This window comes from Pseudomonas fluorescens (assembly GCF_900636825.1).
Classification (GTDB): domain Bacteria; phylum Pseudomonadota; class Gammaproteobacteria; order Pseudomonadales; family Pseudomonadaceae; genus Aquipseudomonas; species Aquipseudomonas fluorescens_BG.
Genome location: NZ_LR134318.1, coordinates 5,609,932 through 5,634,763, shown reverse-complemented (window position 1 = coordinate 5,634,763; position 24,832 = coordinate 5,609,932). Strand labels below are relative to the sequence as shown.

The 24,832-nt window shown below is 60.8% G+C and carries 30 protein-coding genes; 10 read left to right on the top strand and 20 right to left on the bottom strand.

Going from position 1 to position 24,832, the window contains the following annotated elements; genetic code table 11:
- Positions 1–145: 145 nt before the first annotated feature.
- The 4 genes from rsmD to EL257_RS25810 all read right to left on the bottom strand — a co-directional run bounded on the left by rsmD (position 146) and on the right by EL257_RS25810 (position 3,944).
- Positions 146–760, bottom strand: a complete 615-nt coding sequence (gene rsmD / locus EL257_RS25825) for a 16S rRNA (guanine(966)-N(2))-methyltransferase RsmD (RefSeq protein WP_126367351.1) — start codon at positions 758–760, stop codon at positions 146–148.
- Positions 760–2,250 (bottom strand): M16 family metallopeptidase, encoded by a 1,491-nt coding sequence (locus tag EL257_RS25820; protein ID WP_126367349.1) that lies wholly within the window; start codon positions 2,248–2,250, stop codon positions 760–762. The genes rsmD and EL257_RS25820 overlap by 1 nt, the downstream gene beginning before the upstream one ends.
- Positions 2,243–3,598, bottom strand: coding sequence for a M16 family metallopeptidase (locus tag EL257_RS25815; protein ID WP_126367347.1), 1,356 nt, complete (start codon positions 3,596–3,598; stop codon positions 2,243–2,245). The genes EL257_RS25820 and EL257_RS25815 overlap by 8 nt, the downstream gene beginning before the upstream one ends.
- A gap of 151 nt (positions 3,599–3,749) precedes the next feature.
- On the bottom strand, positions 3,750–3,944 hold the full coding sequence (locus EL257_RS25810; protein WP_126367345.1) for a hypothetical protein: 195 nt from the start codon (positions 3,942–3,944) through the stop codon (positions 3,750–3,752).
- On the opposite strand from EL257_RS25810, the gene ftsY reads away from it, so the two are divergent.
- The 4 genes from ftsY (at position 3,943) to rpoH (ending at position 8,102) form a co-directional block, all read left to right on the top strand.
- Positions 3,943–5,442, top strand: a complete 1,500-nt coding sequence (gene ftsY, locus EL257_RS25805; protein WP_126367343.1) for a signal recognition particle-docking protein FtsY — start codon at positions 3,943–3,945, stop codon at positions 5,440–5,442. The two genes, EL257_RS25810 and ftsY, sit on opposite strands and share 2 nt — an antisense overlap.
- Positions 5,439–6,110: a cell division ATP-binding protein FtsE gene (ftsE, locus tag EL257_RS25800; protein ID WP_003229148.1), complete on the top strand. Its 672-nt coding sequence runs from the start codon at positions 5,439–5,441 to the stop codon at positions 6,108–6,110. The genes ftsY and ftsE overlap by 4 nt, the downstream gene beginning before the upstream one ends.
- Entirely contained in the window at positions 6,107–7,132 is a 1,026-nt protein-coding gene (gene ftsX, locus EL257_RS25795; RefSeq protein ID WP_126367341.1) for a permease-like cell division protein FtsX, read from the top strand. Before ftsE ends, ftsX begins: the two co-directional genes overlap by 4 nt.
- A 115-nt stretch (positions 7,133–7,247) precedes the next feature.
- Positions 7,248–8,102: an RNA polymerase sigma factor RpoH gene (gene rpoH / locus EL257_RS25790; RefSeq protein ID WP_007913617.1), complete on the top strand. Its 855-nt coding sequence runs from the start codon at positions 7,248–7,250 to the stop codon at positions 8,100–8,102.
- A 150-nt stretch (positions 8,103–8,252) separates the two neighbouring features.
- On the opposite strand, the gene mtgA is transcribed toward rpoH, so the two are convergent.
- On the bottom strand, positions 8,253–8,975 hold the full coding sequence (gene mtgA / locus EL257_RS25785) for a monofunctional biosynthetic peptidoglycan transglycosylase (protein WP_126367339.1): 723 nt from the start codon (positions 8,973–8,975) through the stop codon (positions 8,253–8,255).
- A gap of 74 nt (positions 8,976–9,049) precedes the next feature.
- Between mtgA and EL257_RS25780 the strand changes: the two genes are divergently transcribed.
- From EL257_RS25780 to trmB, 4 genes are all read left to right on the top strand, one after another.
- Complete coding sequence (locus EL257_RS25780; RefSeq protein WP_126367337.1) at positions 9,050–9,421, top strand: DUF423 domain-containing protein; 372 nt, start codon at positions 9,050–9,052, stop codon at positions 9,419–9,421.
- 202 nt (positions 9,422–9,623) lie between these two features.
- Positions 9,624–9,824, top strand: a complete 201-nt coding sequence (thiS, locus tag EL257_RS25775) for a sulfur carrier protein ThiS (protein ID WP_172604520.1) — start codon at positions 9,624–9,626, stop codon at positions 9,822–9,824.
- 59 nt (positions 9,825–9,883) lie between these two features.
- Positions 9,884–10,678: a thiazole synthase gene (locus tag EL257_RS25770; RefSeq protein ID WP_126367335.1), complete on the top strand. Its 795-nt coding sequence runs from the start codon at positions 9,884–9,886 to the stop codon at positions 10,676–10,678.
- 9 nt (positions 10,679–10,687) lie between these two features.
- Positions 10,688–11,413 (top strand): tRNA (guanosine(46)-N7)-methyltransferase TrmB, encoded by a 726-nt coding sequence (trmB, locus tag EL257_RS25765; protein ID WP_126367333.1) that lies wholly within the window; start codon positions 10,688–10,690, stop codon positions 11,411–11,413.
- 117 nt (positions 11,414–11,530) lie between these two features.
- Here the strand turns inward: trmB and EL257_RS25760 are convergent, their stop codons facing one another.
- The 9 genes from EL257_RS25760 to EL257_RS25720 form a co-directional block, all read right to left on the bottom strand.
- On the bottom strand, positions 11,531–11,854 hold the full coding sequence (locus tag EL257_RS25760) for a DUF3392 domain-containing protein (protein WP_007913629.1): 324 nt from the start codon (positions 11,852–11,854) through the stop codon (positions 11,531–11,533).
- A 22-nt stretch (positions 11,855–11,876) separates the two neighbouring features.
- Entirely contained in the window at positions 11,877–13,082 is a 1,206-nt protein-coding gene (gene hemW / locus EL257_RS25755) for a radical SAM family heme chaperone HemW (RefSeq protein ID WP_126367331.1), read from the bottom strand.
- Positions 13,079–13,675 carry an RdgB/HAM1 family non-canonical purine NTP pyrophosphatase gene (rdgB, locus tag EL257_RS25750; RefSeq protein WP_126367329.1) on the bottom strand — a complete coding sequence of 199 codons (597 nt, stop codon included), beginning with the start codon at positions 13,673–13,675 and terminating at the stop codon, positions 13,079–13,081. The genes hemW and rdgB overlap by 4 nt, the downstream gene beginning before the upstream one ends.
- Positions 13,672–14,106: a DUF4426 domain-containing protein gene (locus tag EL257_RS25745; protein WP_126367327.1), complete on the bottom strand. Its 435-nt coding sequence runs from the start codon at positions 14,104–14,106 to the stop codon at positions 13,672–13,674. Before EL257_RS25745 ends, rdgB begins: the two co-directional genes overlap by 4 nt.
- Before the next feature lie 26 nt (positions 14,107–14,132).
- Positions 14,133–14,753, bottom strand: a complete 621-nt coding sequence (gene metW / locus EL257_RS25740; RefSeq protein WP_126367325.1) for a methionine biosynthesis protein MetW — start codon at positions 14,751–14,753, stop codon at positions 14,133–14,135.
- Positions 14,754–14,760: 7 nt separating this feature from the next.
- Positions 14,761–15,900, bottom strand: a complete 1,140-nt coding sequence (metX, locus tag EL257_RS25735; protein ID WP_126367323.1) for a homoserine O-succinyltransferase MetX — start codon at positions 15,898–15,900, stop codon at positions 14,761–14,763.
- A gap of 303 nt (positions 15,901–16,203) precedes the next feature.
- On the bottom strand, positions 16,204–16,794 hold the full coding sequence (locus tag EL257_RS25730; protein WP_126367321.1) for a YggT family protein: 591 nt from the start codon (positions 16,792–16,794) through the stop codon (positions 16,204–16,206).
- 11 nt (positions 16,795–16,805) lie between these two features.
- Positions 16,806–17,624: a pyrroline-5-carboxylate reductase gene (gene proC, locus EL257_RS25725; RefSeq protein WP_126367319.1), complete on the bottom strand. Its 819-nt coding sequence runs from the start codon at positions 17,622–17,624 to the stop codon at positions 16,806–16,808.
- A 23-nt stretch (positions 17,625–17,647) separates the two neighbouring features.
- Positions 17,648–18,334 carry a YggS family pyridoxal phosphate-dependent enzyme gene (locus EL257_RS25720; protein WP_126367317.1) on the bottom strand — a complete coding sequence of 229 codons (687 nt, stop codon included), beginning with the start codon at positions 18,332–18,334 and terminating at the stop codon, positions 17,648–17,650.
- 56 nt (positions 18,335–18,390) lie between these two features.
- Between EL257_RS25720 and EL257_RS25715 the strand changes: the two genes are divergently transcribed.
- Positions 18,391–19,425 (top strand): type IV pilus twitching motility protein PilT, encoded by a 1,035-nt coding sequence (locus EL257_RS25715; RefSeq protein WP_126367315.1) that lies wholly within the window; start codon positions 18,391–18,393, stop codon positions 19,423–19,425.
- Between the two features lie 82 nt (positions 19,426–19,507).
- On the opposite strand, the gene EL257_RS25710 is transcribed toward EL257_RS25715, so the two are convergent.
- Positions 19,508–20,125, bottom strand: a complete 618-nt coding sequence (locus EL257_RS25710; RefSeq protein ID WP_016772733.1) for a C40 family peptidase — start codon at positions 20,123–20,125, stop codon at positions 19,508–19,510.
- Positions 20,126–20,372: 247 nt separating this feature from the next.
- On the opposite strand from EL257_RS25710, the gene EL257_RS25705 reads away from it, so the two are divergent.
- Positions 20,373–20,804: an NINE protein gene (locus tag EL257_RS25705; protein WP_126367313.1), complete on the top strand. Its 432-nt coding sequence runs from the start codon at positions 20,373–20,375 to the stop codon at positions 20,802–20,804.
- A gap of 93 nt (positions 20,805–20,897) precedes the next feature.
- On the opposite strand, the gene EL257_RS25700 is transcribed toward EL257_RS25705, so the two are convergent.
- From EL257_RS25700 to EL257_RS25680, 5 genes are all read right to left on the bottom strand, one after another.
- Positions 20,898–22,169 (bottom strand): dihydroorotase, encoded by a 1,272-nt coding sequence (locus EL257_RS25700; RefSeq protein WP_126367311.1) that lies wholly within the window; start codon positions 22,167–22,169, stop codon positions 20,898–20,900.
- Positions 22,166–23,170 (bottom strand): aspartate carbamoyltransferase catalytic subunit, encoded by a 1,005-nt coding sequence (locus EL257_RS25695; protein ID WP_016772736.1) that lies wholly within the window; start codon positions 23,168–23,170, stop codon positions 22,166–22,168. The genes EL257_RS25700 and EL257_RS25695 overlap by 4 nt, the downstream gene beginning before the upstream one ends.
- A gap of 27 nt (positions 23,171–23,197) precedes the next feature.
- A complete protein-coding gene (pyrR, locus tag EL257_RS25690) occupies positions 23,198–23,704 on the bottom strand; it encodes a bifunctional pyr operon transcriptional regulator/uracil phosphoribosyltransferase PyrR (protein WP_126367309.1) in 507 nt (168 codons plus the stop codon).
- Positions 23,705–23,785: 81 nt separating this feature from the next.
- On the bottom strand, positions 23,786–24,223 hold the full coding sequence (gene ruvX, locus EL257_RS25685) for a Holliday junction resolvase RuvX (RefSeq protein ID WP_016772738.1): 438 nt from the start codon (positions 24,221–24,223) through the stop codon (positions 23,786–23,788).
- On the bottom strand, positions 24,223–24,795 hold the full coding sequence (locus tag EL257_RS25680) for a YqgE/AlgH family protein (protein WP_126367307.1): 573 nt from the start codon (positions 24,793–24,795) through the stop codon (positions 24,223–24,225). Before EL257_RS25680 ends, ruvX begins: the two co-directional genes overlap by 1 nt.
- Between the last annotated feature and the right edge of the window lie 37 nt (positions 24,796–24,832).

The following is a 24,832-nucleotide window of genomic DNA, read 5'->3' as shown; positions in this document are numbered from 1 at the left end:
CAAAGCTGTTAGTCAATTTCCAGAGCCAGAAGCTCATTGTGGCGAGGGAGATTGCTCGCGACGGGGCGCGGAGCGGCCCTTTTTAAGACTGCTGCGCAGCCCAGCGGAGCAAGCTCCCTCGCCACAGTTTTTTGCTCGCCTTGGGTTAACCGGCGATTTCTGCCATGCGCTGCCACAACGCGTAATAGACCCGGCCGGATTTCTGCTCGCGGTGCAGGCGCCAGTTGCCCGGCAGGCCCAGCGTTGACGGCGCGGTTTCACTTTCAGTGTAGATCCACGAATCCGCCGCCAGCCACTGACGTTCTTCCAGCAACGAGCACACGGCGGGCAGCAAATTCTGGTTGAACGGCGGGTCAAGGAAGACCAGGTCAAACGGGGTCGCGGTCTGGGTTTCCAGGTAGCGCAAGGCGTCAGCGGTTTGCACCTGACCATTGGTGCAGCGCAGGGTACCGAGGTGTTCTTTCAGGCTGGACACCGCGATGTTGCTCGCATCCAGCGCCTGGCCCATGGCCGCGCCACGGGACAGCGCTTCGAGAAACAGCGCGCCGCTGCCGGCAAACGGGTCGAGCACCTTGGCGCCTTCGACGTAAGGTGCCAGCCAGTTGAACAGGGTTTCGCGAACGCGATCCGGCGTAGGGCGCAGGCCCGGCGCGTCGGGGAAGCTCAGCTTGCGGCTGCGCCATTGGCCGCCAATGATGCGCAACTGGTTCACACCGTTGTGGACGTTATGCGCAGGCTTTTTAGGGGATCGAGTTGCCATTAATGCTCCGGAACCCCGAGCGGTTGCTCGGCAGGTTTATCAGATGGGGCCGGTAACGGCTTTTGCGCCACGGTCGGGCCAGCGGTGACGATGACCATTTTCTCCGTGCTCAGGTGTTTGTTCAGGGCGTCGCGGACTTGTTCCACGGTCAGGCTTTGCGACTGACGCATGAAGTCGTCCAGATAGCTCAGCGGCAGATTATAGAAGCCCATCGCGCCGAGTTGGCCGACGATATCGGCATTGCTCGCTGTGGACAGCGGGAAGCTGCCGGCGAGTTCACGTTTGGCGTCATCGAGTTCTTTCTGCGTCGGGCCGGTTTTCAGATAGTCGGCGAGTACGTCCTGCACCAGTTTCAGGGTGCCTTCGCTCATCTCGGCGCGGGTCTGCAGGTTGATCATGAACGGGCCACGCGCCTGCATCGGGCTGAACGCCGAATACACGCCATAGGTCAGGCCGCGCTTCTCGCGCACTTCGCTCATCAGACGCGTACCGAAACCGCCGCCACCGAGAATCTGGTTGCCCATCGACAGCGCCGCATAATCCGGATCGTCACGGTCGATGCCGAGTTGCGCGAGCATCAGGTTGGTCTGCTTGGACGGAAACTCGATGTGGTTGACGCTGGCTTTCGGTTCCTGCGGTGCGGCGATTTTCGCCAGTTCCGGGCCTTTCGGCAGGGCAGAGGAGGCTTGGTGGGCGATCGCCTCGGCTTCGGCGCGGGACAAGTCACCGACCAGCGCGATCACCACGTTGCCGGCCGCATAAGCCTTGGCGTGGAAGTCACGCAATTGCGCCTGAGTGATCTTCGGCACGCTCTGCGGATTGCCATCGCTCGAGTGCCCGTACGGGTGCTCGCCGTACAGGCGCTTCATCAGTTCGAGACTGGCGAGTTTGCCGGGGTTCTGTTTCTGGTATTCGAAACCGGCGAGCATCTGGTTCTTGATGCGCGCGAAGGAGTCGGCAGGGAATGTCGGTTTGCCGACCACTTCCGCGAACAGCTTCAGCGCCGGTTCGCGCTTGTCGGCGGCACTGAGACTGCGCAGCGAGGCCAGCGCCATGTCCTTGAAGGCTCCGTTCCCGAAATCCGCACCGAGGCCTTCAAAACCTTGAGCGATGGCGCCGACGTCCTTGCCCGCGACGCCTTCGTTAAGCATGGCGTTGGTCAGCACCGCGAGGCCGGGCGCGTTGCCGTCCTGGCTGCTGCCAGCGGCAAAAATCAGGCGCATGTCGAACATCGGCAGCTCATGGGCTTCGACGAACAGCACTTTGGCGCCTTCAGCGGTGTTCCAGGTCTGCACATCGAGCTTGCGGCTGGCCGGGGCCTTGCCGTCGAGTTCGGCCAGCGATTGCAGTTTCTGACTGGTTTTGGCGTTATCCAGTGCTTCGCTGGCGTGGCTGTCAGCTCCAGGCGACAGATACATCGCCGCCGAGCCGATGACCGCTATCGCGACCAGACCGAGCAGCATCAGACGTGGGGTTTTGCGCTCACTCATGAGTCGTCTCCAGTGGCAGAACGTGGGCGACGCTGAGACGTTCGCGGGTGAAATACTTCTTCGCGGCGTTCTGGATGTCTTGCGGAGTCACGCTTTCCAGATCGGCGAGTTCGGTGTCCATCAGTTTCCATGACAGACCGACGGTTTCCAGTTGGCCGATGGCGGTGGCCTGGCTGGTGATCGAATCGCGTTCGTAGACCAGTCCGGCGATCACTTGCGCACGCACGCGCTCCAGCTCTTCGGCGGACGGTGCGGTGGTTTTCAACTGCTCCAGCAGTTTCCACAGACCGGCCTCGGCTTGCGCCATGGTCTTTTTCTTCTGGGTGTTCGGGGTTGCCGACAAAGTGAACAGGCTGTCGCCACGGGTGTAGGCGTCGTAGTTCGAGGAGCCACCGGAGACCAGCTCTTCGCCGCGTTCCAATTGCGTCGGGATGCGTCCGCTGTAGCCGCCATCGAGCAGCGCGGAGATCAGGCGCAGGGCGTTGACCGAGCGCTTGTCTTCAGCGGTGGCAATGCTCGGCACGTTGAAGCCGAGCATCAGGCTGGGCAACTGGGTTTGCACGTGCAGGGTGATCTGGCGCTCGCCGGGCTCCGCCAGTTCCAGCGGCTGTTTCGCTGCAGGCACTTCGCGTTTGGCAACCGGGCCGAAGTAGCGCTGGGCGAGGGTTTTCACTTCGTCCGGAGTCACGTCGCCGACCACGACCAGTGTGGCGTTGTTCGGCGCGTACCAGGATTGGTACCAATGGCGCAGTTCTTCGACCTTCATGCGCTCCAGGTCAGCCATCCAGCCGATGGTCGGCGTGTGATAACCGCTGGCCGGGTAAGCCATGGCTTTGTAGCGCTCGAAAGCTTTGGACATCGGCTTGTCATCAGTGCGCAAGCGGCGTTCTTCCTTGATGACTTCGATTTCCTTGGCGAACTCGTCGGCCGGCAGGCGCAGGTTGGCCATGCGGTCGGCTTCCAGTTCAAAGGCTACGCCCAGCCGATCGCGGGCCAGCACCTGGTAATAAGCGGTGAAATCGTCGCTGGTGAAGGCGTTCTCTTCAGCGCCGAGATCGCGCAGGATCAGCGAGGCTTCGCCGGGGCCGACTTTTTCGCTGCCCTTGAACATCATGTGCTCAAGCGCGTGGGACAAACCGGTCTGGCCCGGGGTTTCGTAGCTGGAGCCGACCTTGTACCAGACCTGCGACACCACCACCGGCGCACGATGGTCTTCGCGCACGACGACCTTCAGGCCGTTATCGAGGGTAAATTCATGAGTCGGTTGCGGGTCGGCCGCCAGGGCCGAGAGAGGCAGACAGACTGTGCTGAACAGCAGGCCTGCAGCGCGGCGGGCTAGAGCATTCATTCGTTTTTTAACCTGTTGGGCTGCCCGCTTGGTCTTAGCGTCGGCGGGCGAGAGGGTGCTAGGATACTGATCCGTTTTACTGGCGGCCACGCCTATCAGGTTTCGATATCCGGTTAGGCTGTATGAGTTTGTCGCGGATGGCAGCGGTTTTTCACCTGAACTGTGCGTTTTCGCCGACGATGCCGCTCCAGTCCTTCGTGTGAATTGACGATTGAGGTGCCTTCGGTGCCTCGACAAAATGTTGCGCGTGAACAAGCTGGATGAAACACAGTCTGTTCTGCATCGAATATTTATTTGCCGGGGCGCCCTGTTGGCGCGTCGCTACCGTGAGATAGCCGTCCTCCATGTTTGGTTCCAACGACGACAAGAAGAGCCCAGCTGCGGCTGGCGAGAAGAAAAGCCTGTTCGGATGGCTGCGGAAGAAACCGCAGGAACCCGTCGTCGAACAGCCGCCCGCGATTCCTGAGCCGACCCCGGCGCCTGTCCCGGTAACAGAAGAAGAGCCAGCACCGATCGTGCTGCCGATTGCCGAGCCGGTGTTGCAGCCGGAGGTCCAAGCCGAGCCCGAAGCGTCAGTGGCGGCGGATCTGCCGCTGACGCCCGCGGCCGAGCCGTGGCTGACCTTGCCGGTGGCGGAAGAACCGGTGGCTCTGGTCGAAGAGGCGGCGCCGCATGTGACGCCGGTGATTCCCGCGCCTGTTGAAGAGGTTGCTGCGGCGCCGGTATGCGAACCAGTTGTCGAGCCCGCGCCGGTTGTTCCAGATCCGGTTGCCCCAATTATTCAACAGCCTGAATCTGCGCCCGTGGCCACTGCGCCAGTTGCGCCAGTCGCAGCGCCAGTCTTGCCGATTGAAACGTCTTTGCAGCCCGTGGTCGAAGCGCCTGCCGAAGCGCCGCGCACCGAAGAATCCAAGGCTGGTTTCTTCGCCCGCCTCAAGCAAGGCTTGTCCAAGACCAGCGCCAGCATCGGCGAAGGCATGGCCAGTCTGTTCCTCGGCCGCAAGACCATCGACGACGACCTGCTCGATGACCTCGAAACCCGTCTGCTCACCGCCGACGTTGGGGTCGAAGCCACTACGCAGATCATTCAGCGCCTGACTCAGAAGGTCGCCCGCAAAGAGCTGGCCGACGCCGACGCGCTGTACAAATCCCTGCAAGCCGAACTGGCCGCGATGCTCAAGCCAGTCGAGCAGCCACTGAAAATCGCCTCGCAGAACAAGCCTTTCGTGATTCTGGTGGTCGGCGTCAACGGTGCCGGCAAAACCACCACCATCGGCAAACTGGCGAAGAAGCTGCAACTGGAAGGCAAGAAAGTCATGCTCGCCGCCGGTGACACCTTCCGCGCCGCTGCGGTCGAGCAGTTGCAAGTGTGGGGCGAGCGCAACAAGATTCCAGTGATCGCTCAGCACACCGGCGCCGACTCCGCTTCGGTAATCTTCGATGCGGTGCAGGCTGCCAAGGCGCGCGGCATCGACGTGCTGATCGCCGACACCGCCGGGCGTCTGCACACCAAAGATAACCTGATGGAAGAGCTGAAAAAGGTTCGCCGGGTGATCGGCAAGCTCGACGCCGATGCTCCGCACGAAGTGCTGCTGGTGCTTGATGCCGGCACTGGCCAGAACGCCATCAATCAGGCCAAGCAATTCAACCAGACCGTCGAACTGACCGGCCTGGCGCTGACCAAACTCGACGGCACCGCCAAGGGTGGGGTGATTTTCGCCCTGGCCAAACAGTTCGGTCTGCCGATCCGTTACATCGGCGTCGGCGAAGGCATCGACGATTTGCGTACCTTTGAAGCCGAGCCCTTTGTCCAGGCATTGTTTGCCGAGCGGGAGCGTTCATGATTCGTTTCGAACAGGTCGGTAAACGCTACCCGAACGGTCACGTCGGCTTGCATGAGCTGAGCTTTCGAGTCCGTCGTGGCGAATTCTTGTTTGTCACTGGCCACTCAGGTGCCGGTAAATCCACCTTGTTGCGCCTGTTGCTGGCGATGGAGCGGCCGACCAGCGGCAAACTGCTGCTCGCCGGGCAAGACCTGAGCACCATCAGCAACGCGCAGATTCCGTTTCTGCGCCGGCAGATCGGCGTGGTTTTCCAGAATCACCAGTTGCTGTTCGATCGTACGGTGTTCAACAACGTCGCGTTGCCGCTGCAGATCCTGGGCCTGTCCAAGGCCGAAATCGCCAAGCGTGTCGATTCGGCGCTGGAACGCGTGGCGCTGTCGGACAAAACCGATCTGTACCCCGGCGATCTATCGACCGGGCAGCAGCAGCGTGTAGGTATTGCCCGCGCCATCGTTCACCGCCCGGCCTTGCTGCTGGCGGACGAACCGACCGGTAACCTCGACCCGCGCCTGGCCGCCGAAATCATGGGCGTGTTCGAAGACATCAACCGTCTGGGCACCAGCGTGCTGATCGCCAGTCACGACCTGGCACTCATCGCACGCATGCGTCATCGCATGCTGACCCTGCAACGCGGCCGCTTGATCGGCGACGGGGAGGCCGGGGTATGAGTGCGACACGCAGTCCGAAGGTTTCCGAACGCGTGGCCCCGAAGGCCGCCGACCCGCAACCGCAGAAGAAGAAAAAGCACGACGATGACGACGGCCCGGACTTCGCGACGCTGTTTCGCGCCTGGATCGAAAGCCATCGCGCCAGCTTGCTTGACAGCCTGCGCCGTCTCGGCAAACAGCCGATTGGCAGCTTTTTCACCTGCATGGTGATGGCGGTGGCGTTGAGTCTGCCGATGGGCCTTTCGCTGTTGCTCAACAATGTTGAGCGACTCGGCGGTTCCTGGCAGCGTGCGGCGCAGATTTCGCTGTATCTGCAACTCGACGCCAGCCCGGCGCAGGGCGAGTCATTGCGTGAGCAGATCAAAGGCATGCCCGGCGTTGCTGATGCCGAATATGTCGGCCGTGATCAGGCGCTGGAAGAGTTCCAGCAGCAGTCCGGGCTGGGCGAAGCCCTGCGCGAGCTGCCGGAAAACCCTTTGCCCGGCGTCGTGCTGGTTACACCGAACGAAGTCGACAAGCCGACACTCGAAGCATTAAGACAAAAACTTTCCGAGTTGCCCAAGGTACAACAGGCGCAACTTGATCTAGTCTGGGTCGAGCGTCTGGCCGCCATCCTCAAGCTTGGCGACCGCTTTGTCTTCGGTCTGACAGTGTTGTTGGTGTCTGCATTACTTTTGGTGATAGGCAATACCATTCGTCTTCATATTGAAAACCGCCGCACTGAGATAGAAGTGATTAAACTCGTCGGCGGCACTGACAGTTATGTGCGTCGTCCCTTCCTTTATATGGGTGCGCTGTATGGCTTCGGTGCGGGGCTGTTGTCCTGGGGCGTTTTGGCGTTTGGCCTGAACTGGTTGAACGACGCGGTGGTTGGATTGGCCGGTTTGTACGGCAGTGACTTCGCCCTGGCCGGTGTGCCAGTGGCCGACGGTCTGTCGCTCTTGCTTGGCGCGGTGCTGTTGGGTTATATCGGTGCATGGATTGCAGTCGCACGTCATCTCAGGGAGCTGGCGCCGAAGTAGAATCTTTTTTGCGCGTGATTGACCTCGCGGTTTTCAAGGGAACTTGCACTTGAGTTTCCGGTCAATTTTTCGCAGTGCCGAGAGGCACGAGTATGTGAGTGGGAGGTTTTTTCGTATGACCAATTCTTTGCAACCTGCGTATGCGTTGGTTCCGGGTGCGAACCTGGAAGCCTACGTGCACACCGTGAACAGCATTCCATTGCTGACGCCGGAGCAGGAGCGTGAACTGGCCGAGAGTCTCTACTATGAGCAGGATTTGGGGGCGGCTCGGCAGATGGTGCTCGCCCACCTGCGTTTTGTCGTACACATTGCCCGTAGCTATTCCGGCTACGGTCTGGCTCAGGCTGACCTGATCCAGGAAGGTAACGTTGGCCTGATGAAGGCCGTCAAGCGCTTCAACCCGGAAATGGGTGTGCGTCTGGTGTCGTTCGCTGTGCACTGGATCAAGGCGGAAATTCACGAGTTCATCCTGCGCAACTGGCGCATTGTGAAAGTCGCGACCACCAAGGCCCAGCGCAAGCTGTTCTTCAACCTGCGCAGCCAGAAGAAGCGTCTGGCGTGGCTGAACAACGAGGAAGTCCACCGTGTGGCGGAAAGCCTCGGCGTCGAGCCGCGGGAAGTACGCGAGATGGAAAGTCGCCTGACCGGCCATGACATGGCGTTCGACCCGGCCGCCGAAGCGGACGATGACAGCGCTTTCCAGTCGCCGGCCAACTACCTGGAAGACCACCGGTACGACCCGGCGCGTCAACTGGAAGATGCCGACTGGAGCGACAACTCCAACAGCAACCTGCACGAAGCACTGGAAGTGCTGGACGAGCGCAGCCGTGACATTCTTTACCAGCGCTGGCTGGCGGAAGAGAAAGCCACGCTGCACGACCTGGCGCAGAAGTACAACGTGTCGGCCGAGCGAATCCGTCAGCTTGAAAAGAGCGCGATGAACAAGCTCAAGTTGTCGATCGCCGCTTAACCGGCGCCTCGGTAATAAAAAAACGCCCCGATCAGCGATGATCGGGGCGTTTTTGTTCGAAGATCAAAAGATCGCAGCCTTCGGCAGCTCCTACAGGAATTGCGACTCACCTGTAGGAGCTGCCGAAGGCTGCGATCTTTTGCTTTAGATTCATTCAGCCCAGGGCGCCCGCCGCGAATCGTTCAGCCCCAGCAAATAACTGTCACCCCCCAACTGACTCATCTGCTGTCGAATCCACCCGGCCCGGCGCGACACATAACCGGTCGGGTGGCTCGCACTCCAGACGCGCGGATTGGGCAACACCGCCGCCAGATAACTCGCCTGCTGCCGCGACAACGACTTCGCGCTCACGCCGAAGTGATGGCGGGCCGCAGCCTCCGCGCCAAACACGCCGTCATCCCATTCGACACTGTTGAGGTACACCTCAAGAATCCGCTGCTTGGGCCAGAACACCTCGATGAGCGCCGTGAACCAGGCTTCCAGGCCCTTGCGCAAATAGCTGCGACCAGACCACAGAAACAGGTTTTTTGACACTTGCTGGCTCAAGGTGCTGGCGCCGCGAATCGATCCGCCCAGCTCGTTGTGAGCCAGCGCTGCCTGGATCGCGCGCAGATCGAAGCCCCAGTGCTCGGGGAATTTCTGGTCTTCGCCGGCAATCACTGCGACCTTCAGATCATCGGAGATCTCGTCCCATGGATTCCAGGTACGCTGCAAGTCGATCGGCTCGCCATCGACCCAGGATTCGACCTTGCGTTCGACCATCAACGCCGTTCCCGGCGGTGGCACGAAGCGAAACACCAGCACCAGCAAGACGCTGCCGCCGGCAAACCAGAGCAGGGCCTTCGTAAGACGACGGAAAATTGAACGCAGCATAGAGATGGCTTGGCCGAACCCGTAGAGCGGGCCATTATACAGACCCTGCCGATTGCGTCTGACTGGAGTTCCCAATGCTGCGTGGCTTTTTGATGCTGGCCGCTTTTTTCGGTTTTACCGGTGTTGCGCTGGGCGCTTTCGCTGCCCATGGCCTGAAAAATCGCCTGACGCCGGAGTATCTGGCGATTTTTCATACGGGTGTCACTTATCAACTGGTGCACACGCTGGCATTGTTCGGCGTAGCGCTGTTGGCCAAGCAGATTCAAGGGCGCCTGATTACATGGGCCGGCGTGTCCTTCACCGTTGGCATTTTGTTGTTTTCCGGCAGCCTGTACCTGCTGACCACCACCGGAATCAGCAAGCTCGGCATCGTCACCCCGTTCGGTGGCCTCGCGTTTCTGGTCGGTTGGATCTGCCTCGGCCTCGCGGCCTGGCGCCTGTCCTGAATCTGGCACTAGTCCTGTAGGAGCTGCCGAAGGCTGCGATCTTTTGATCTTGAAAACAGAATCAAAAGATCGCAGCCTTCGGCAGCTCCTACGGGGAGTCCGGCCGTTTCAACGGGGCAGCCGTTTTCAAGACGAATGGCTTGGGTCACCCAGTCTGATCGGGCTAGAATGCCAGCCCCTAAAAATGATGGCGGCGTTGTGCATGCGCATTCAATTGAACGGCGAACCCCTTGAATTGCCCGACGGCGAGACCGTTGCGGCGCTGATTACCCGCCTGGAACTGACCGGGCGCCGGGTAGCAGTCGAACTCAACCTGGATATCGTCCCGCGCAGCCAGCATGCAGAAACCACTTTGAACGACGGCGATAATGTCGAAGTGGTGCACGCGATCGGTGGCGGTTAATCGCCCAGCCCGCAAGGGCAAGCATTCTGCAAGACCCTCACCCCTTAAGAGGATTCCCCATGAGCATCGTTCGTAGCGACAAGCCTTTTGTGCTGGCCGGTCGTACTTACCAGTCGCGTTTGCTGGTCGGTACCGGCAAGTACCGTGACATGGAAGAAACCCGCCAGGCCATCGAGGCCTCGGGTGCCGAGATTGTCACCTTCGCCGTGCGCCGCACCAACCTGGGCCAGATCGCGGGCGAACCGAACCTGCTCGACGTGCTGTCGCCGGATCGCTACACCTTCCTGCCGAACACCGCCGGTTGCTATGACGCTATCGAAGCCGTGCGCACCTGCCGCCTGGCCCGTGAGCTGCTCGATGGCCATAACCTGGTGAAGCTGGAAGTGCTGGCCGACCAGAAAACCCTGTTCCCCAACGTGATCGAAACCCTCAAGGCCGCGGAAACGCTGGTCAAGGAAGGTTTCGACGTGATGGTTTACACCAGCGATGACCCGATCATCGCTCGCCAGTTGGCGGAAATCGGCTGCATCGCCGTCATGCCGCTGGCCGGTCTGATTGGCTCCGGTCTGGGCATCTGCAATCCGTACAACCTGCAGATCATCCTTGAGGAAGCCAAGATCCCGGTGCTGGTCGATGCCGGTGTCGGTACCGCCTCTGACGCGACCATCGCTATGGAACTGGGCTGCGACGCTGTGCTGATGAACTCGGCCATCGCCCACGCTCAACAGCCAGTGATGATGGCGGAAGCCATGCAGCACGCCATCGTTGCGGGCCGTCTGGCCTACCTCGCTGGCCGTATGCCGAAAAAACTCTATGCCAGCGCCTCTTCGCCGCTGGATGGTCTGATCAAGTAAGAGCCATTGATGACTGAATCGAACGACACGCCTGTCCAGCCGGACGAAGGCGACGAGCGCCAACACCGCCGCATCAAGAGTTTCGTGATGCGCGCCGGGCGCATGACCGAAGGCCAGCAGCGCGGCCTGGATCAGGGCGCGCCGCTGTTCGTGCTGCCGCTGGCCGATGCGCCGGTGGATTACGATCAAGTGTTCGGCCGTTCGGCGCCGCGCTCGCTGGAAATCGGTTTCGGCATGGGCCACTCGCTGCTGGAAATGGCCGCGGCGGCGCCGGAGCAGGATTTCATCGGCGTTGAAGTACATCGTCCGGGTGTCGGCGCGCTGCTCAATGGCGTGCTGACGCAGGGTCTGACCAACCTGCGGGTCTACGATTGCGACGCGATCGAAGTGCTTAATCGTTGCATCGCCGACAACAGCCTCGATCGCCTGATGCTGTTCTTCCCGGATCCGTGGCACAAGAGCCGTCACCACAAGCGTCGTATCGTTCAGGCTTCGTTCGCCGAACTGGTGCGCAGCAAGTTGAAGGTCGGCGGCATTCTGCACATGGCCACCGACTGGGAACCGTATGCCGAGTACATGCTGGAAGTGATGAACGTCGCCCCGGGCTACCGCAACCTTGCCGAAGACGGCAAATGCGTCCCGCGCCCGGCAGAACGCCCGATCACCAAGTTCGAACGCCGCGGCGAACGTCTTGGCCACGGCGTTTGGGATCTGAAGTTCGAAAAACTGTCCTGAGCTTTACGCAATAACTCTGTAGGAGCTGCGGCACGCTGCGATCTCTTGATCTTCAAACAAGATCAAAAGATCGCAGCGTGCCGCAGCTCCTACAGTTGTTTTGGGTGTGCTGAAAGATTAGCGGCGGTCAGCGACGACGCCGATCAGGACAAGCACCACTAACAACACCGGCGCGAGGCTGTAGTTGTTGAACTGGCTCAGACCCTTGATCACCCAAGGCGTGGCGTAGATCAGCGCGGCGCCGCTGCCAATCACGCACAGCAGCGCCATCAGCGGCACGCGCAATGCTCCGGCGATGCTGCCCAGGCGTTGCTCGACCCAGCCCTTGAAGTCCGCGCCAAACAGCACCAGCAGGCAGCCGACCAGCGCCAGGGCGATTTCCGAGAGGTTGCTGCGGCTCCAGCGGGAGACGGTGGCGAGCAGGTCGAGTATCAAATCCATGCGTTTTCCCTTTGAGCTGAAGTCAGTTCAGAAATTGTTGCAGCAAATCGTTGAGGAACAGCTGGCCGCGTTCGGTCGCCGCCAGGCGTGACGGTTCGACCTGCAGCAGGCCGCTTTGTTCTGCCGCTGCCCGGCCTTCGGCGAGGCTTTCCAGCGACAGCCCGGTACGTTCCGGATAAAGGCGCGATTCGACGCCCGCAGTCAGGCGCAACGCGTTCATCAGGAACTCGAACGGCATTTCTTCATTGGTCAGCGATTTCTCGCCGGCCTGAAAACTTTTCGCCGGATTCAAGTAGTCCTTCGGCAGACGCGTCTTCCACGTGCGCACGATGCGCCCGTCCGGATGACTTAATTTGCCATGCGCACCCGCGCCAATGCCGATGAAGTCGCCGAAGCTCCAGTAATTGAGGTTGTGCCGCGCCGGACGTCCGGCCTGGGCATATGCCGACACTTCGTATTGCGCGTAGCCGTATTCGGCCAGCAGCGCTTGGCCGGCTTCCTGAATATCCCACAGCGTGTCGTCTTCCGGCAGCACGGGCGGCTGATTCCAGAACACCGTGTTCGGCTCCAGCGTCAGTTGATACCAGGAAATGTGCGTCGGCTTCAGTTCGATGGCTTGGCGCAAATCGCTCAAGGCGTCGTCCAGCGATTGATCGGGCAGACCGTGCATCAAGTCGAGGTTGAAGTTATCGAACCCGGCCTGCCGCGCCATGCCTGCCGCTCGCACCGCTTCGTCGCCGTTGTGAATGCGCCCGAGCGCCTCAAGCTTTGCCTGCTGGAAACTCTGGATGCCGATCGACAGGCGATTGATCCCCAGCTTGCGATAGGCGACGAACTTCTCTTGCTCGAAAGTGCCCGGGTTTGCCTCAAGGGTGATTTCAATGTCGTCGGCAAACGGAATGCGCTGCTCGACGCCTTCCAGCAAACGCCCAAGGGCTTCAGCGCTGAACAGGCTAGGCGTGCCGCCACCGAAGAAGATCGAGGTCAGTTCACGGCCATATATCGCGTGCAGATCCTGATCGAGATCGGCCAGCAACGCGTCGACATATTCCTGCTCCGGCAGCACCGGGCTGGCGGTGTGGGAGTTGAAATCGCAATACGGGCATTTGCGCACACACCACGGGATGTGGATGTACAGCGCCAGCGGTGGCAACGTCGGCAGCGGTGCCCGAGGCGAGGAAGCGGCGCCGCCGATGATCAGCGACGACGCGGAGGAATCACGGGTCATTTCAAACCCAGACGCTGGCGCAGCAGATCCATTGCGCGGGCGCGGTGGCTGATCTGGTTTTTGTCGGCCGGGCTCAATTCGGCGCTGGAACAATCGCGCTCCGGCACCCAGAACAGCGGGTCATAACCGAAACCGTGCTCGCCGCTGGCAGCCGTCAGGATCCTTCCGTGCCACAGGCCTTCGCAGAGGATCGGCAACGGATCATCGGCGTGCCGCACCAGCGCCAGCACACAAACAAACTGCGCGCCGCGCTCGGCTTCCGGCACATCTTTCAAAGCGTCGAGCAATTTTGCGTTATTCGCCGCATCGCCCTTGCCATCGGCGTAACGTGCCGAATAGATGCCCGGTGCGCCACCGAGAAAATCCACCGCCAGGCCGGAATCGTCGGCCAGCGCCGGCAGCCCGGAAATGCGTGCGGCGTTGCGGGCCTTGAGGATCGCGTTTTCGACAAACGACAGGCCGGTTTCTTCCGGCTCGACCTTGCTCCATTCGCCAATCGAGCGCAGTTGCACCGAGTCGCCGAGCATGGCCTGGAGTTCTTTGAGTTTGCCGGCGTTATGGCTGGCCAGTACGAGCTGCTTGATGTTCATCATTCGCCGGGAAAGAGTTCTTGGTTGAAGTTGATGGTGTTGATCTTGTCGCCGTTCTGCACTTTGATTTCAAAGGTGCGGGTTTCCTGCTGCGGCACCGGGTACTGGGCGATGTAGTAGATCGCGCCCTGTTCGGTGACCTGGCGGAATTTCAGCGGCACGCTGTTGCTTGTCAGATCCTTGACCGTACCGGTGACGCTGGCGATCAGCGTTTTGCCGTCCTTGACCACCGAGACGTTGATCACGCCCTGGTTCTTGCTGCGGATCAGCTCCGCTGCCGTGGCGATGTCCGGTTGCAGGAACGTTGAGTTGAAGGTGTTGTAGTGCACCGTGATGTCGCCGAAGGTTTCCTTGCGTTCACCCTTGATGACGTCCGCCGCCATGGCGCCGGCGCTCAGGCAGGCGGTGAATAACAACAACGCTAAACGACCCATGTGCGTGCTCCTCGAAATGGCTCGGCTCAGACCGCGACTTTATGATCCGCCAGTTGCGGACTGCTGACGCGGTAGATACCGATTTCACCTAACAGATTAGGCCATAGCTTACTGGCCCACCCGTGGCGGTGCTGTTGATCCACGGCAAGCCGATCAATGACCTTTGCGTCACGTTCGCGGCACAGCGCTTCGAAATCCTCGAAAGTGCAGAAGTGAATGTTCGGCGTGTTGTACCAGGTGTACGGCAGGAACTCCGACACCGGCATGCGGCCCTTGCTCGCCAGATACCAGCGGCAGCGCCAGTGGCCGAAATTGGGGAAGGTGATGATGCACTGACGGCCCACGCGCAGCATCTCGTCGAGGATCCTGTCCGGGTAGTGCACGGCTTGCAGGGCCTGGGTCATGACGACAACGTCGAAACTGTTGCTGGCGAAATTGCCCAGGCCTTTGTCCAGATCCTGTTCGATGACATTGATGCCTTTGGCAACGCATTCGGCAATGTTGTCAGCGTCGTTTTCCAGGCCATAACCGGTGACGTTTTTATTGTCGCGCAGCCAGGTCAGCAACTCGCCATCGCCGCAACCGAGGTCGAGGACGCGGCTGCCGGCGGGGATCCATTCCTGGATGATTTCCAGATCAGCTCTCATGGCTTTCTCACAACGAAATGCGGTTCATGTAATTGCCGAACGCCTGCAAATAGCGCGGGATCGGAATCAGGAAGGCGTCGTGGCCCTGCGGCGCGTCGATTTCCAGATAGCTGACGTCCTTGCGCGCGGCCATCAGCGCATCCACCAGTTCCCGCGAACGGGCCGGGGAGAAGCGCCAGTCGGTGGTGAATGACATCACGCAGAACTTGGCGGTGGCGTTTTCGAAGGTCTTCGCCAGATCATCGTCGAAGTTCGCCGCCGGATCGAAGTAATCCAGCGCCTTGGTCATCAACAGATAGGTGTTGGCATCGAAGCGTCCCGAGAACTCTTCGCCTTGATAACGCAGGTAGCTTTCGACCTGGAACTCGACGCTGTGGAAGTCGTAGTTGAGCTTCTCGCTCTTCAGGCCACGGCCGAATTTCTCACCCATCGAATCGTCGGACAGATAAGTGATGTGCCCGACCATGCGCGCCAACATCAGCCCGCGCTTGGGGATCACGCCCGCTTCCTGAAACGAACCACCGTGGAATTCCGGGTCAGTGAGGATCGCCTGACGCGCGACTTCGTTGAAGGCGATGTTCTGCGCCGACAGCTTCGGCGCCGAGGCGATCGCCAGGCAGTGCCGCACGCGATCCGGGTAGGTGATGGTCCATTGCAGCGCCTGCATGCCGCCGAGGCTGCCGCCGATCACCGCTGCCCACTGGCCGATGCCGAGCAAATCAGCAAGGCGCGCCTGGCTGTGCACCCAGTCTTCCACGGTGAGCACCGGGAAGTCGGCGCCGAACGGCTTGCCGGTCTCGGGGTTGATGCTGCTCGGGCCGGTGGAGCCGTTGCAGCCGCCGAGGTTGTTCAGGCTGACCACGAAGAATTTGTTGGTGTCGATCGGCTTGCCGGGGCCGATGCAGCTGTCCCACCAGCCGGGCTTGCGGTCGTCGACGCTGTGATAACCGGCAGCGTGATGATGGCCGGACAAGGCGTGACAGATCAGCACGGCGTTGCTCGCCTGGGCGTTCAGCGTGCCGTAGGTTTCGTAGATCAGGTCATAAGCGGCCAGCGAACGGCCACAAGCGAGCGCCAGCGGTTCGCTGAAGTGCGCGGTTTGTGGCGTTACCAGACCAACAGAATCGGGGGGAAAGGCAGTTGGCATCGACCCTGCTCTCGTTGAAATGAGGCGTAAGTCTAAAGACCGGGGGGGTTAGCGGCAAGCCAAGGGCAAGGTGTCCGGAAAATCGGTGTCGGGCTTGGGATTTTTTCCCTCACCCTAGCCCTCTCCCGGAGGGAGAGGGGACTGACCGCGGCGATCTTCAGAGTGATGCTGACCTGAGATTCCGAGTCGAGCTCAGGCCTTGAAAAACAACCCGATCGGCTCCCTCTCCCTCGGGAGAGGGCTGGGGTGAGGGGCGCAGGCGACTCAGTATCAAGCCGAGCGCCCAATCCCTCTCACCTCGCATCACATCAGCAAACGCAGAATCTCCGGCATCATCGTCATCGCTGCCAGATTATTGATCACCAGCATGTCGATCAATTTCAGCGCAAGGAAGGCGAAGATCGGCGACAGATCGAGCCCGCCGAGGTTCGGCAGGAAACGGCGAAACGGTGCCAGTGCCGGCTCGCAGATCTGGTTGACCAGCTCAGCGCCAGGATTGTGGCTGCCCGGTGCAACCCACGACAGAATTACGCTGATGATCAGGGCGAAGAAGAAGATCTTCAGGAACAGCGCGGTCACGCCAATCAGCGACCAGATCAACAGTTGCAACGGGTTGCCGGTGGTGCCGTAAGTCAGCAGCAGGGTCAGCGCCATCAACACCAGTTGCACCAGAATCGCCAGCACCAGCGACGACATGTCGAGACCGAACAGGCTTGGGATGATCCGACGCAGTGGCTTGAGCAGCGGCTGGGTCGCCTTGACGATGAACTGGCACAGCGGGTTATAGAAGTTCGCCCGCACCAGTTGCAGGACGAAGCGCAGCAGCACGATCAGCAGGTACAGGCTGCCGAGGGTTTGCAGCACGTAAACCGCTGCAGTGTTCAATCCGATCATGAAAGGCTCCTTTATTTGCCCAGTTGTTCGGCCATTTCGGCCGAGCGGTGCGCGGCGGCGCCGAGTGCGGTTTCGACCAGCGCTTCGAAGCCGCCAGCCTGGAATGATTTGATCGCAGCTTCCGTGGTGCCGTTTGGCGAAGTCACGCGGCGACGCAATTCGGCAGCGTCGACGTCGCTGGACACGGCCATGTGCGCGGCGCCCAAAGCGGTTTGCACGGTGAGCTGCTCAGCGATGTCCTTGGGCAGGCCCAGTTTCACGCCCGCCGCCGTCATGGCTTCGATCAGCAGGAAGAAGTACGCCGGGCCGGAGCCGGACACTGCGGTGACTGCGTCCAGTTGCTGCTCTTCGTTGAGCCACAGGGCGATGCCGACGGCGAACAGCAGCTCTTCGGCTTGCTGACGCTGTTCGGCGGTCACTTCGCTGGTCGCGTACAAACCGCTGACACCCTGACGCAGCAGCGCCGGGGTGTTCGGCATGCAGCGCACGATCGGCTGCTCGCCGAGCCATGCAGTCATGCTCGCGCAGGTGATGCCGGCGGCGATCGAGACCACCAGTTGATTCGGTTTCAGGCTCGGGCGCAGCGCCTCGCACACGGCTTTCATCGCCTGCGGCTTGACCGCGAGCACGATGACATCGACGCCGTCGATCGCCTGGGCATTGTCAGCGAAGGTTTCAATGCCGTGTTCGGCGCTGACTTTGGCGCGGGTTTCCTCGCCTGGATCGCTGGCGCGGATCTGCGCCGCTTCCAGACCCTTGGCGCGCAGGCCGCCAATCAGACTGGCCGCCATGTTGCCCGCACCGATAAACGCAATACGTGTGTTGCTCATGTGTGGTCCTTATCTGGAAACGTTCAGGATTGGGAGTAATCGCGGGCGCCGAACAGGGCCGTACCGATACGAACCCAGGTGGCGCCTTGGGCAATGGCCGACTCGAGGTCATGGCTCATGCCCATGGAAAGCGTGTCGAGTGGCAGATCGAGGTCGGCCTGCAATTGCTGAACGGCGGCGAATGCCGCGTCTTGCTCGGCGCGCTCTTCGGTCGGCTCGGGAATCGCCATCAGCCCACGCAGTTTCAGGCGCGGCAGGGCGCTGATGGCATTGGCCAAGGCCGGCAGATCGGCGGGCGTGCAGCCGGATTTACTGGCCTCACCGCTGACGTTGACCTGAATGCAGATGTTCAGTGGCGGTAGCTCGGCCGGGCGTTGTTCGGACAGGCGTTGAGCAATTTTCAGGCGATCCACGGAGTGCACCCAATCGAAATGCTCGGCAATCGCGCGAGTCTTGTTCGATTGAATGGGGCCGATGAAGTGCCAGATCAAGGGCAGGTCGGCCAGCTCCAGCTGTTTGCCCAAGGCTTCCTGCAAGTAGTTCTCGCCGAAGTCGCGCAGGCCGGCGGCATAGGCTTCCCGCAGGGCCTGGGCGGGTTTGGTTTTGCTCACGGCGAGTAGCTGGACGCTGTTTTCAGTTCGTCCGGCAGCGGCAATCGCGGCCTGAATGCGTGAACTAACGAGGGCGATGTTGTCTGCTATCGTGGACATCAAGAGGCGCCGGCGGTCTGTAGGTTCGCGGCATTCTACTGGAATTGAGGGACGCTATGGATATCACTGAATTGCTGGCCTTCAGCGCCAAACAGGGCGCTTCCGACCTGCACCTGTCGGCCGGGCTGCCGCCGATGATCCGCGTCGATGGCGACGTGCGACGGATCAATCTGCCGGCGCTGGATCACAAGCAAGTACACGATTTGATCTACGACATCATGAACGACACCCAACGGGTGGATTTCGAGAAAAATCTGGAAACCGATTTTTCATTCGACGTGCCGGGTGTGGCGCGTTTTCGGGTCAATGCCTTCAACCAGAATCGCGGCGCCGGTGCGGTGTTCCGCACGATTCCATCGAAAGTGCTGACCATGGAAGATCTGGCCATGGGCGACGTGTTCCGCAAGATCACCGATGCGCCGCGCGGACTGGTATTGGTCACCGGGCCGACCGGTTCCGGCAAGTCGACGACGCTGGCGGCAATGATCGACTACCTCAACACCCACCGCCATCATCATATTCTGACGATTGAAGACCCGATCGAATTTGTCCACGAATCACGCAAATGCCTGATCAATCAGCGCGAAGTCCATCGCGATACCCGCAGTTTCGCCACGGCATTGCGCTCGGCACTGCGTGAAGATCCCGACGTGATCCTGGTGGGCGAAATGCGTGATCTGGAAACCATTCGCCTGGCGCTGACAGCGGCGGAAACCGGGCATCTGGTGTTCGGCACGCTGCACACCACTTCAGCAGCGAAAACCATCGATCGCGTGGTAGATGTGTTTCCCGGCGATGAGAAATCCATGGTCCGTTCGATGCTGTCGGAATCGTTGCTGGCGGTGGTTTCGCAGACTTTGATCAAGAAGATCGGCGGCGGGCGAGTGGCGGCGCACGAAATCATGCTGGGCACCTCGGCGGTTCGCAATTTGATCCGCGAGGACAAGGTGGCGCAGATGTATTCGGCGATTCAGACGGGTGGGTCGCTGGGCATGCAGACACTTGATATGTGCCTGAAGGATCTGGTGACCAAAGGTTTGATCAGCCGCGAGCATGCGCGGGAGAAGGCGCGCACCCCGGATAATTTCTAAACGGCAAAAGCAAAAGATCGCAGCCTCCGGAATTCCCCTGTAGGAGCTGCCGAAGGCTGCGATCTTTTGATCTTTTGATCTTTTAGCGCTGGACTACACGCATCTGCTGTTGCTCTTTCGGCAACACGCGCTTGGCCACGACGTAGTGCTTTTCCCAGTACGGCTTGTTCAGCGTGTCGATGCTCACCGCTTTGCCACGGCGCGGCGCGTGAATGAAGCGGTCGTTGCCCAGATAGATGGCGACGTGGTTGACTCGACGGCTCTTGATATTGAAGAAAATCAGATCGCCCGGCTTCAGATCCTTGCGCTCGACCTTCTCGCCGTGGCCGCTGGCCATGGCGTTCGACGTGCGGGGCAGGTCGAAGGTGGCGTCGTTGAATGCATATTTCACCAGGCCGCTGCAGTCGAAGCCTTTACTTGGGCTGCTGCCGCCCCAACGATAAGGTGTACCGAGGACGTTCACCGCACGGCTCAGCACGTTGCTGCTTTCCTTGCTCGCCATCGGTGGCACCAGCTTGCTGCGGCTCTTGCTGCTCAGCGTGGTGGTTTTGCTTTTGCTGCTTTTGCTCGATGGAGCCGAAGCATGGGATTTAGGGGTAAAGCCGTTGACGTTGGGAAGACGTTGCTCACGATTTGTGGCGTGGGCGGCCAGTGGCATTAATAGGCAGATGGTTAGCCATGTCTTGAAAAATGGTCGCATTAGGCGTGGCTCTTAAGTGACAGCGCGCAACTTTATAACAGAGTTTTTTTCATTCCGACTCCGTTTGTCGATTCATTTGGCCGGCTACGGAACCAAATAAGCGCAAGATGGACGCAATTGTCGGACAGAACCCAAGCCCGACAAGGGGTTACGTGAGGCGTAGTCGTGAGAGCCACTTGTCGGCTCGCCATAAAAAAGTCACAGAAAACCGGAACAAATTTATCTATCGAGGCAAATGAGGTCATTCATGAACCGCTATCAGCAGGTTGTTCCACAGCAGGACACGCACAGCAAGATCATCGGTTACCTGCTGTGGATTTTCGGTTTCACCGGCGCTCACCGCTTCTATTACGGCAAGCCGGTGACCGGAACGATCTGGTTTTTCACCTTCGGTTTGCTGGGCATCGGTTGGCTGATCGACGTGTTCCTGATCCCGGCGATGGATCGCGAGGCAGACCTGCGGTTTACCGCAGGACCCATTGAATACAACGTCGCGTGGATCCTTCTGACGTTCCTCGGCGTGTTCGGCCTGCACCGGATGTACCAGGGCAAGTGGATCAGCGGCTTGCTGTATCTGGTGACGGGCGGATTGTTCTTTCTTGGCGTGCTGTATGACTTCTGGACGCTGAATGATCAGGTGTCGGTGCGCAACGCTCAAAATCGCGGCGCCTTTCAGTAAGTTTTGCCAGATCAAAAGATCGCAGCCTTCGGCAGCTCCTACATGGAATGCGTCCACTTGTAGGAGGTGCCGAAGGCTGCGATCTTTTGCTTTTTAGGCCTGGTGGGTGATCCGCCCATCCACCAGGGTATAGCGAACCACGCCCGGCAGGCTGTGCCCAAGGAACGGGCAGTTCTCGCCTTTCGACAGCCACTGCTCACCGGCTACCGTAGATGCCTGCGGATCGAACAACACGATATCCGCCGCACCGCCCACCGCCAGTTTGCCCGCAGGCAAGCGCAGCGCCTCGGCCGGGCCGGCACTCAGGCGCGCCAGCAGCGTCGGCAGGTCGAGCAAGCCGTCCTCAACCAGCGTCATCGCCAGTGGCAGCAACAGCTCAACGCTGCTGATGCCCGGTTCGGTCGCACCGAACGGCGCCAGTTTGGCGTCGCGCTCGTGCGGCTGGTGATGGCTGGAAATCGCGGAAATCACGCCGGACTTCACTGCCTCACGCAGGCCGTCGCGGTCAGCGCGGGTGCGCAGCGGCGGTTGCACGTGATACAGGCTGTTGAAGTCGATGAGCGCTTCGTCAGTCAGGATCAGCTGGTACAGCGCGACATCCGCAGTCACCTTCAGACCACGCGCCTGCGCCTGAGCAATCAGCGCCACTCCGCGAGCGCTGGTCAACTGGCTGAAGTGCGCGCGCACGCCGGTCTGCTCGACCAGCAGCAGATCCCGGGCCAGTGCCACGGTTTCTGCGGTTTCCGGATTTCCCGGCAGACCAAGGAAACTGGCGACCGCGCCTTCGTGGGCCAGACCGCCTTCGGCCAGATCGTGATCCTGCGAGTTGAAAATCACCGTCAGGTCGAAGGTCGCCGCGTATTCCAGCGCGCGGCACAGCGTGCGGCTGTTGCGGAAGCTCTCCAGACCGTTGCCGAACGCCACGCAACCGGCGTCGCGCAAAGCCACCAGTTCAGCGAGCTGTTCGCCGTCGAGGCCTTTGCTCAGCGCACCGATCGGGAACACCTTGGCGTTGCCGGCCTCACGGGCACGGTCGAGGATCAGTTCGGCCACGGCGGAGGTGTCGAGCACCGGTTTGGTCTTCGGCGGGCAGCACAGGCTGGTCACGCCACCGGCAGCGGCGGCGCGGGTTTCGCTGACGATCGAACCTTTGCGGCTGTAGCCAGGCTCGCGCAGGGCGACGTTCAGATCGACGAGGCCCGGAGCGGCGACAAGGCCTTGGGCGTCGATGGTTTGTACTGCCGTGAAACCCGCAGGGGCGGCGCCGAGGGCGACGATCTTGCAAGCTTCAACGTGAATGTCGGTGATTTGATCCAGGCCGCTGCTTGGATCGATAACGCGTGCGCCGAGAATGCTGAGCTTCACTGGGCGTTCTCCTGCTCGAATTGACGTTGCGCAGTCTGCCCGCTCATGGCCATGGACAGCACGGCCATACGAATTGCGATGCCGTATGTCACCTGATTGAGAATGACCGAATGCGGGCCGTCGGCGACGGCCGACTCGATCTCCACGCCACGGTTGATCGGCCCCGGGTGCATGACGATGCAATCCGGCTTGGCCCCGGCCAAGCGCGCGGTGGTCAGGCCAAACAGGCGGTAGAACTCGCCCTCGCTCGGCAGCAGACCGCCGGTCATGCGCTCGCGCTGCAGGCGCAGCATGATCACCACGTCGACATCTTTCAGGCCTTCGGCCATGTCGGTGTAGACCTTGACGCCGTATTGCTCGATACCGATCGGCAGCAGGGTTTTCGGCGCAATCACGCGGATGTCCGGGCAGCCGAGAGTTTTCAGCGCAAGCATGTTCGAGCGCGCTACCCGCGAATGCAGGATGTCGCCGACGATCGCCACCGAAAGGTTTTCGAAACCGCCCTTGTGGCGACGAATGGTGAGCATGTCGAGCATGCCTTGCGTCGGGTGCGCGTGCCGGCCATCGCCGCCATTGATGATCGCCACCTGCGGGCAGACATGTTCGGCAATGAAATGCGCGGCGCCGGAGTCACCATGGCGCACAACGAACATGTCAGCGGCCATGGCTTCGAGGTTGCGCAGGGTGTCGAGCAACGTTTCGCCCTTGCTCGCCGACGATGTCGACACGTTCAGGGTGATCACGTCCGCCGACAGGCGCTGAGCCGCCAGTTCGAAAGTGGTGCGAGTGCGCGTGGAGTTCTCGAAGAACACATTGCACACGGTCTTGCCGCGCAGCAACGGGACTTTCTTTACCGCCCGAGCGCCGACTTCGAGGAACGAGTCGGCCGTGTCGAGGATTTCCGTGAGCAACTCGCGGCGCAAACCGTCGAGCGAGAGGAAGTGGCGCAGCTGGCCCTGATCATTGAGCTGCAGCGGGCGCTTGGTATCTAGAGGCGTCATCGCGAGGGGGACTCTCAATAGGGCGGATTAAAGGGTGACGTCTTGCAGTTCGAGCGTCAGCGGTTCGGGGCCGGACAGCTTGACCCGCTGATTGGCGGCCAGTGTCAGCGTGGCGCCGACCACGTTCGGGCGGATCGGCAGCTCGCCGGCGTCCAGATCCAGCAGGCAGACCAACGTAACGCTGGCCGGGCGGCCGTAATCGAACAATTCGTTCATCGCGGCGCGGATGGTGCGACCGCTCATCAGCACATCATCGATCAGCACCAAATGCTGGCCTTCGATTTCGAAGGGCAGGGCGGACGGGCGCACTTGAGGGTGCAGGCCGTTCTGGCTGAAGTCGTCGCGGTAAAAGGACACATCCAGGGTGCCGAGTGGCGCATCGCTGGCCAGCTCCTTGAGCAGCGCTTGGGCGACCCAGATGCCGCCCGTGCGGATGCCGATGTATCGCGGTTCATTGATCTCACGCTGGGCAAGGTGCGCCTTGAGGCGGATCGCCATCTGGCTGATCAGATCGGCGGGATTGGGCAGGCTCATGGTTGCTCCTTCGTGATTCCGCGCCGCGTCCTGCCGGACGAAGCTCGGTTTATAACCAAAAGAAAAGCGCCGAAGCGCTTGTCAGGATTCAAACAATGCAGTGTTTTCATCGAGCCAGCCCTGCAACAGCAGAGCGGCGGCGATGGCGTCCACCGGGTTGTCGCGGTAACTGCCCTTCTGCCCGCCACGCACCAGCCGCTCGCCTTTGGCTTCGAAGGTGGTCAGGCGCTCGTCGTGCGTATAGAAAGGCAGGTTGTAGCGGCCGTTGAGCCGGCGGGCGAATTTTTCCGCGCGTACGCACATTTCACTGGGCGTGCCGTCCATGTTCAGCGGCAGGCCGACCACCACGGCGTCGGGTTTCCATTCCTTGATCAGCGCTTCGACCTGATCCCAGTTCGGCACGCCGTTCTGCGCCTTCAAGGTGCACAGCTCGCGAGCCTGGCCGGTGATCACCTGGCCGACCGCGACGCCGATCTGTTTGGTGCCGTAGTCGAAGCCGAGAATCAGGCGCAGGGCCATCAGGCGTGACCTGCCTGGCTGGTGAGCAGGTTGAGGTCGATCCCCAAGTGCCGCGCCGCCGCTTCCAGACGCAATTCGCTGCGGGTGTTGAAAAGAATGTCGGCGTTGAACGGGCAGGTCAGCCAGGCGTTGTCGGCCATTTCGGCTTCCAGTTGCCCGGCTTCCCAACCGGCGTAACCGAGGGTGATCAGGCTTTTGGCGGGGCCGATGCCGTCAGCGATGGCAAACAGCACATCTTGCGACGTCGACAGAGCCAGATCGCCCTCCAGCTGCGCAGTGGCCTGGAACGTCTGGCCCGCCGGATGCAAAACGAAACCGCGATCGGTCTGCACCGGCCCGCCGATGAAGATCGGCACATCCTGGCAGCGCGCCGGCGGTTCGATGTCCGGGCGCAGCTGTTCAAGGATGTCGGCAAGGTTCAGATCCTGCGGCCTGTTGACCACCAGCCCCATCGCGCCATTGGCCGTGTGCTCGACGATGTAGGTCAAGGTGTGGGCAAAGTTCGGGTCGGCCATGTGCGGCATGGCGATCAGGAAGTGATGCTTGAGGTAGCTGGGGCTGACGTTTTTCATGTGCGCTAGTGTGGCGTTCGGGGGGCAAACTGACAAG

Bases quoted from the DNA above. Each gene is read 5' to 3' on its own strand.
- metX (WP_126367323.1), bottom strand. From the start codon at position 15,900: ATGCCAACTGCCTTTCCCCCCGATTCTGTTGGTCTGGTAACGCCACAA.
- EL257_RS25710 (WP_016772733.1), bottom strand. From the start codon at position 20,125: ATGCGACCATTTTTCAAGACATGGCTAACCATCTGCCTATTAATGCCA.
- trmB (WP_126367333.1), top strand. From the start codon at position 10,688: ATGACTGAATCGAACGACACGCCTGTCCAGCCGGACGAAGGCGACGAG.
- thiS (WP_172604520.1), top strand. From the start codon at position 9,624: ATGCGCATTCAATTGAACGGCGAACCCCTTGAATTGCCCGACGGCGAG.
- EL257_RS25680 (WP_126367307.1), bottom strand. From the start codon at position 24,795: ATGAAAAACGTCAGCCCCAGCTACCTCAAGCATCACTTCCTGATCGCC.
- EL257_RS25705 (WP_126367313.1), top strand. From the start codon at position 20,373: ATGAACCGCTATCAGCAGGTTGTTCCACAGCAGGACACGCACAGCAAG.
- EL257_RS25810 (WP_126367345.1), bottom strand. From the start codon at position 3,944: ATGGAGGACGGCTATCTCACGGTAGCGACGCGCCAACAGGGCGCCCCG.
- EL257_RS25760 (WP_007913629.1), bottom strand. From the start codon at position 11,854: ATGGATTTGATACTCGACCTGCTCGCCACCGTCTCCCGCTGGAGCCGC.
- EL257_RS25770 (WP_126367335.1), top strand. From the start codon at position 9,884: ATGAGCATCGTTCGTAGCGACAAGCCTTTTGTGCTGGCCGGTCGTACT.
- proC (WP_126367319.1), bottom strand. From the start codon at position 17,624: ATGAGCAACACACGTATTGCGTTTATCGGTGCGGGCAACATGGCGGCC.
- mtgA (WP_126367339.1), bottom strand. From the start codon at position 8,975: ATGCTGCGTTCAATTTTCCGTCGTCTTACGAAGGCCCTGCTCTGGTTT.
- ftsX (WP_126367341.1), top strand. From the start codon at position 6,107: ATGAGTGCGACACGCAGTCCGAAGGTTTCCGAACGCGTGGCCCCGAAG.
- EL257_RS25720 (WP_126367317.1), bottom strand. From the start codon at position 18,334: ATGTCCACGATAGCAGACAACATCGCCCTCGTTAGTTCACGCATTCAG.
- ftsY (WP_126367343.1), top strand. From the start codon at position 3,943: ATGTTTGGTTCCAACGACGACAAGAAGAGCCCAGCTGCGGCTGGCGAG.
- EL257_RS25780 (WP_126367337.1), top strand. From the start codon at position 9,050: ATGCTGCGTGGCTTTTTGATGCTGGCCGCTTTTTTCGGTTTTACCGGT.
- EL257_RS25745 (WP_126367327.1), bottom strand. From the start codon at position 14,106: ATGGGTCGTTTAGCGTTGTTGTTATTCACCGCCTGCCTGAGCGCCGGC.
- EL257_RS25715 (WP_126367315.1), top strand. From the start codon at position 18,391: ATGGATATCACTGAATTGCTGGCCTTCAGCGCCAAACAGGGCGCTTCC.
- EL257_RS25730 (WP_126367321.1), bottom strand. From the start codon at position 16,794: ATGATCGGATTGAACACTGCAGCGGTTTACGTGCTGCAAACCCTCGGC.
- ftsE (WP_003229148.1), top strand. From the start codon at position 5,439: ATGATTCGTTTCGAACAGGTCGGTAAACGCTACCCGAACGGTCACGTC.
- EL257_RS25820 (WP_126367349.1), bottom strand. From the start codon at position 2,250: ATGAGTGAGCGCAAAACCCCACGTCTGATGCTGCTCGGTCTGGTCGCG.
- rpoH (WP_007913617.1), top strand. From the start codon at position 7,248: ATGACCAATTCTTTGCAACCTGCGTATGCGTTGGTTCCGGGTGCGAAC.
- rdgB (WP_126367329.1), bottom strand. From the start codon at position 13,675: ATGATGAACATCAAGCAGCTCGTACTGGCCAGCCATAACGCCGGCAAA.
- EL257_RS25815 (WP_126367347.1), bottom strand. From the start codon at position 3,598: ATGAATGCTCTAGCCCGCCGCGCTGCAGGCCTGCTGTTCAGCACAGTC.
- EL257_RS25695 (WP_016772736.1), bottom strand. From the start codon at position 23,170: ATGACGCCTCTAGATACCAAGCGCCCGCTGCAGCTCAATGATCAGGGC.
- hemW (WP_126367331.1), bottom strand. From the start codon at position 13,082: ATGACCCGTGATTCCTCCGCGTCGTCGCTGATCATCGGCGGCGCCGCT.
- metW (WP_126367325.1), bottom strand. From the start codon at position 14,753: ATGAGAGCTGATCTGGAAATCATCCAGGAATGGATCCCCGCCGGCAGC.
- ruvX (WP_016772738.1), bottom strand. From the start codon at position 24,223: ATGGCCCTGCGCCTGATTCTCGGCTTCGACTACGGCACCAAACAGATC.
- pyrR (WP_126367309.1), bottom strand. From the start codon at position 23,704: ATGAGCCTGCCCAATCCCGCCGATCTGATCAGCCAGATGGCGATCCGC.
- rsmD (WP_126367351.1), bottom strand. From the start codon at position 760: ATGGCAACTCGATCCCCTAAAAAGCCTGCGCATAACGTCCACAACGGT.